This window comes from Streptomyces sp. SID14436, assembly GCF_010548465.1.
Classification (GTDB): Bacteria; Actinomycetota; Actinomycetes; order Streptomycetales; family Streptomycetaceae; genus Streptomyces.
Map to the genome: position 1 here is coordinate 1 of NZ_JAAGMD010000587.1, position 4,836 is coordinate 4,836.

Here is a 4,836-nt window from a genome sequence, read left to right on the forward strand (position 1 = left end):
GCCGACTCCACGCGGACGCCCGGCACCGACTCCACGCCGCGGGCCGCGCCCTCGACGACGAGGACGATGTCCAGCGGGCCGGGCCGCCCGGGCAGGCCGTCCGCGGCCAGCCGGTCCCGCAGCCGCTCGGCGGCGCCGCGCCGGTCCCGCCACCAGCCGTCGGGCACCGAACCGACCACGTTCGCGGCGTCGACGATCACGAGCGGGACGGTGGTGTCGTTCATGCGCTCAGGGTGCCACGGACACCCCCGGGGAACGGGGACCCGGACGGAGGGATCGAACACGCCTGCATAAAGTGAAGAGGTGAACGGCGACTGGCTCCTCCGCGGCCGAGACGGCCGCCTGACCGTGTACCTGCCGTCGGACGACGCCGTCCTGTGCCGCGCGGAACTCGCCCCGGGCGGCCCGTGGGAGCCGCCCCGCCGGATCGGCGGCGACCAGCGGCTGATCCCGGACGCGGCGGTCGGGCAGGGCGCCGACGGCTACGCCCACCTGGTCGCCTGGCGGCCCACCGGGAGCGGGCAGGCGGGCCTGGTGCACTCCACCCACTTCCGGCCCCGCCTCGCGCCCCTGGACTGGCAGCCCGTCGGCCACCCCGACAAGAAGGGCGAGCGCACCGGGACACCGGCCGTCGCCGTCGACGCCCGCGGCCGGGCACACGTGTTCGTGGCCACGGCGGCCGGCGGGATCGGCCTGCTGGCGCAGAAGGAGAAGGGCGGCTGGGAGCCCTGGCGGATGCTGGACACCGAGGAGGAGGCTGGCCGGGCGGGCGTCCGCGGCGCCCCGGCGGCCGTGACCGCGGCCTCGGGCCGCATCGAGGTGTACGCGGCCGTACGGGGCGGGATCCGGCACTGGGCGCATCCGGAGCCGGGCGCGCCCCCGGTGCCGGGGGAGTCGGTCGAGGTGCCGGTCCGGCCGGGCACGCTGCGCGCGCTGGTCACCTCCGCCGACCGCACCACCTGCTACTTCACCGACGAGAACGGGGAACTGTGCGCGTGGCGGCCGGGACAGGAGCCGGTCCCGCTGCTCGCGTCGGCCGGTCCGGGGCCGGTCTCCGCGGTGCGCTGCGTCATCGACGGACACGACTGCACGCTGCTCGCGCAGCGGTCCGCGAGCGGCCGGGCCGTCTTCGCCGCCCACCCCACCGAGCAGGAAGCCGCCGGCGCCTGGTGGACCGAATCCGGTCCCGCGCTGCCCGCGGACGCCCGGGTGGCGCCGGCCCTGGACGAGCACGGTGAGGTGGTGGCCGCCGCCCTGTCGCCCTCCACCGGCATGCTGCGGCTGACCCGGCGCAAGGACGAACCGGGACTGGCGCTCCGGGCGTGGCAGGAGGTCTGAGCGACGGCGGTGCCCGGCTGGTGCGGACGCCGGAGCCGGATCTCACCCATCTGTCCCACCGGCCCTACGGTGCGCACCAAGTACCCGCCGCCGCACGGGAGTTGCCGGTGACCGAATGTGCCGGAGGGGGCACGACGCGTCGGAATCCGGCCGTCCGGGCCGGACGGCGGACGAGGCGGTACGGCCCCACCTGGGCCGATGTGGCTTTGGTGACGGGAGACACACGAGTCCCGTCAAGGGTTGTAGGAAAAGGTGCGTGACAAGTCGCACGTGGGTGGAGTCGGGTCCATACGTGAAGGTTCTGTTAGCCTCCTCGCACTTGTTCGAATTACACGGGCGGTTTGTGCTGCCCGCGTCCCGGCCTGCCCGCAGGCCGTGCAACGGGGTTGGGAATGGTGTCGTGAGCAGATCCTCCACGACGGATCTTGTCGTTGTCGGACTCGGTTACGTGGGGCTGCCGTTGGCCCGCTCCGCGGCCGCCGCCGGACTGAGGGTGGTGGGGCTCGACCGCAGCCGCAACGTCGTCGAGGGTCTGAACGCCGGCCGCTCCCACGTGGACGACATCACGGACGCCGAGGTCGCCGCGATGCTCGGACGGGGCTTCACGGCGTCCGACCGGCCCGAGGTGATCGCCGACGCCGCCGCCGTCGTCATCTGCGTGCCCACCCCGCTCACCGAGTACGGCGCGCCCGACCTCGGCGCGGTGCACGCCGCCGTCGAGGACGTCGCCGCCCACCTGCGGGCCGGCACGCTCGTCGTCCTGGAGTCCACGACCTACCCCGGCACCACCGACGAGATCGTCCGGCCCCGCCTGGAGGCGACCGGTCTCACCGTGGGCCAGGACTTCCACCTGGCGTTCTCGCCCGAGCGCATCGACCCGGGCAACGCCTCCTTCGGCCTGGAGAACACCCCGAAGGTCGTCGGCGGCGTCACCGCCGACTGCACCAAGGCCGCCCGCGCCCTCTACGAGCGCTTCGTGGCCCGCGTGGTGGAGGCCAAGGGCACCCGCGAGGCCGAGATGGCCAAGCTGCTGGAGAACACCTACCGGCACGTCAACATCGCGCTCGTCAACGAGATGTCGATGTTCTGCCGGGAGATCGGCGTCGACCTGTGGGACGCGATCCGCTGCGCCTCCACCAAGCCGTTCGGCTTCGCGCCGTTCTACCCGGGCCCCGGCGTCGGCGGGCACTGCATACCCATCGACCCGAACTACCTCTCCTACAAGGTGCGTTCGCTGGGCATCCCGTTCCGGTTCGTGGAGCTGGCGCAGGAGATCAACCAGCGCATGCCCGTCCACGTCGTGAACCGGGCCGCCGACCTGCTCAACGACGAGGGCAAGGCCGTGCGCGGCTCCCGCGTCCTGCTCATCGGCGTCACCTACAAGCCGGACATCTCCGACCAGCGCGAGAGCCCCGCCGTGGCCGTCGCCGAGTACCTGCGGGACCGCGGTGCCGACCTGAGCTACTTCGACCCGCACGTCGACGGCTGGACGGTCGACGGCATCGCGGTCGAGCGGGCCGGCGACTGCCTGGCGGCCGCCGAGGCCGCGGACCTGACGATCCTGCTCCAGCCGCACCGGGAGATCGACCTGGACGCGCTGGCCGACCGCGCCCGGAAGCTGTTCGACACCCGGGGCAAGTCCGCCGATCACCCCCGGGTGGTCAAGCTGTGACGACTGAGGATACGTACATACCCGGAGCTGTCGACTCCGGCGGGCGCCGAGGGCACCGCAAGCGCCGGCATCTGAAGGTCTCGTACCTCTTCTTCATCGCCATCGCCGCGTTCATCGCCACCCGGCTCGACTCCGACTCGCTGCACCTGTACTCGATCGGCGCCATGAGCCTGCTGGGCCTGAAGATGTTCGGCGCCCTGTTCTACCGGCCCGCCAAGGCCAACCGCGAGGAACTCGAGTACCTCGAGGAGTGCTGGGTCACCGCGGTCATCCCGATCTACAACGAGGACCCGGTGATGTTCGAGCAGGGCATGCGCAGCCTGCTCGCCCAGAGCCGCCTCCCCAACGAGATCCACATCATCGACGACTGCAGCGCCGACTCGGGCGGCATCCGGGCGGCGAAGCGGATGCGCCCCGAGTTCGAGGCGCTCGGCGTCAAGTACACCGTCAGCGTGCAGCCCGAGAACAAGGGCAAGCGCGAGGCGCTGGCGCTCGGCTTCGAGGCCGCGCCGTACTCCGACATCTTCCTGTGCGTGGACTCCGACACCGTGCTCTCCCGGGACACGGTCCGCGAACTGCTGCTGCCGCTGGCCGACGAGAAGATCATGGCCTCCACCGGCATGGTCCTCGCGCTGAACCACGACAGCAACGTCTTCACCCGGCTGCAGGACCTGCGCTACGGCAACTCGTTCCTCTTCGAACGGGCCGCCTACTCGCGGCTGAAGTCGGTGCTGTGCTGCTGCGGCGCCCTCTCGGCGTACCGCGGCTCGCTGGTGCGCAAGTACCTGCCGGACTTCCTCAACCAGCAGTTCCTGGGCAAGCCGGCCGTCTTCGGCGACGACCGCCGCATGACCAACTACTGCCTGATGGAGGGCCAGGTGGTCTTCCAGGAGACCGCCGTCGGCTACACCGCGGTCCCCGAGAAGCTGCCGCACTTCCTGCGCCAGCAGGTCCGCTGGAACAAGTCGTTCTTCCGCGAGTCCCTGTGGGCCTTCCGGCACCAGAAGAAGTACCGGCCCGCGTTCTGGCTCACCTGCATGGAACTCGGCCTGTGGCTCGTCTTCGGCACGGCCATGTTCTACTCCATGGTCATCCTGCCGATCATGCAGCCGGCCCGGTTCCTGAACCACATCGGGGACTACGCCCTGTTCATGGTCCTCATGGGCTACCTGCGCAATGTCCGCTACCTGGACTTCCCGCGCCGCGGCATGGGCTTCATCAAGCGGTTCGGGATGTTCCTCCTGGCCCCGCTGTACGGCCTGATCCAGCTGTTCCTGCTGACCCCGCTGCGCTTCTACGCGCTGCTCACCCTGCACAAGGGCAGCTGGGGCACCCGGCAGGCCGGCGTCGAGGTGTCGGTGGCCGGCGACCACGAGGCCGACGTCACGGAGATCTTCGAGGAAGAGGACCCGTACTCGGACAAGAAGGTCACCGAGACGCTCCAGCTGATGCGTCTCGAGGGCGTGGCCCTGCGCACCCGGCCCCGCTCGGCCTACATCCCCAGCCAGCCGCAGCCGTTGCCCGGCTACGACGAGCAGGTCCACCAGAACGTGCCGCAGCAGCCCGTGAGCTGGGGCACCCCCGGACAGCCCGGGCCCGCTCCCCAGCCCGCGCAGCAGGCACCGGTGGGGCACGGCTGGCAGGGCGGCGGACCGCAGGGCGCGCCGCAGGGCGGTGGCCGGCCGCAGTGGCAGGGCGACGGCGCCTACCCGCAGCCCCCGCAGCAGCGGCAGCCCTACGCACCGCAACAGCGGCAGCCGTACCCGCCGCAGCAGCAGCACCCGCAGCACCCGCACCCCGGGCAGCACCCGCAGCAGCCGCAGGAC

Annotated in this window: 3 protein-coding genes and 1 pseudogene; 3 read left to right on the top strand and 1 reads right to left on the bottom strand. The window is 71.8% G+C overall.

Annotation, left to right across the window (positions count from 1 at the left end):
* A pseudogene (locus tag G3I53_RS20900) lies at positions 1-224 on the bottom strand (NTP pyrophosphohydrolase); the annotation flags it as partial.
* A gap of 79 nt (positions 225-303) precedes the next feature.
* Here G3I53_RS20900 and G3I53_RS20905 point away from each other — a divergent pair.
* The 3 genes from G3I53_RS20905 to G3I53_RS20915 all read left to right on the top strand — a co-directional run.
* Positions 304-1,338, top strand: a complete 1,035-nt coding sequence (locus tag G3I53_RS20905) for a hypothetical protein (protein ID WP_164438645.1) — start codon at positions 304-306, stop codon at positions 1,336-1,338.
* A gap of 400 nt (positions 1,339-1,738) precedes the next feature.
* The gene (locus tag G3I53_RS20910) at positions 1,739-3,010 is read left to right on the top strand and encodes a nucleotide sugar dehydrogenase (RefSeq protein WP_164333563.1); all 1,272 of its coding nucleotides are present in this window, start codon (positions 1,739-1,741) and stop codon (positions 3,008-3,010) included.
* Positions 3,007-4,836, top strand: a 1,830-nt coding sequence (locus tag G3I53_RS20915) for a glycosyltransferase (protein WP_343240657.1), incomplete at its 3' end; no start/stop codon positions are given. The genes G3I53_RS20910 and G3I53_RS20915, both read left to right, overlap by 4 nt.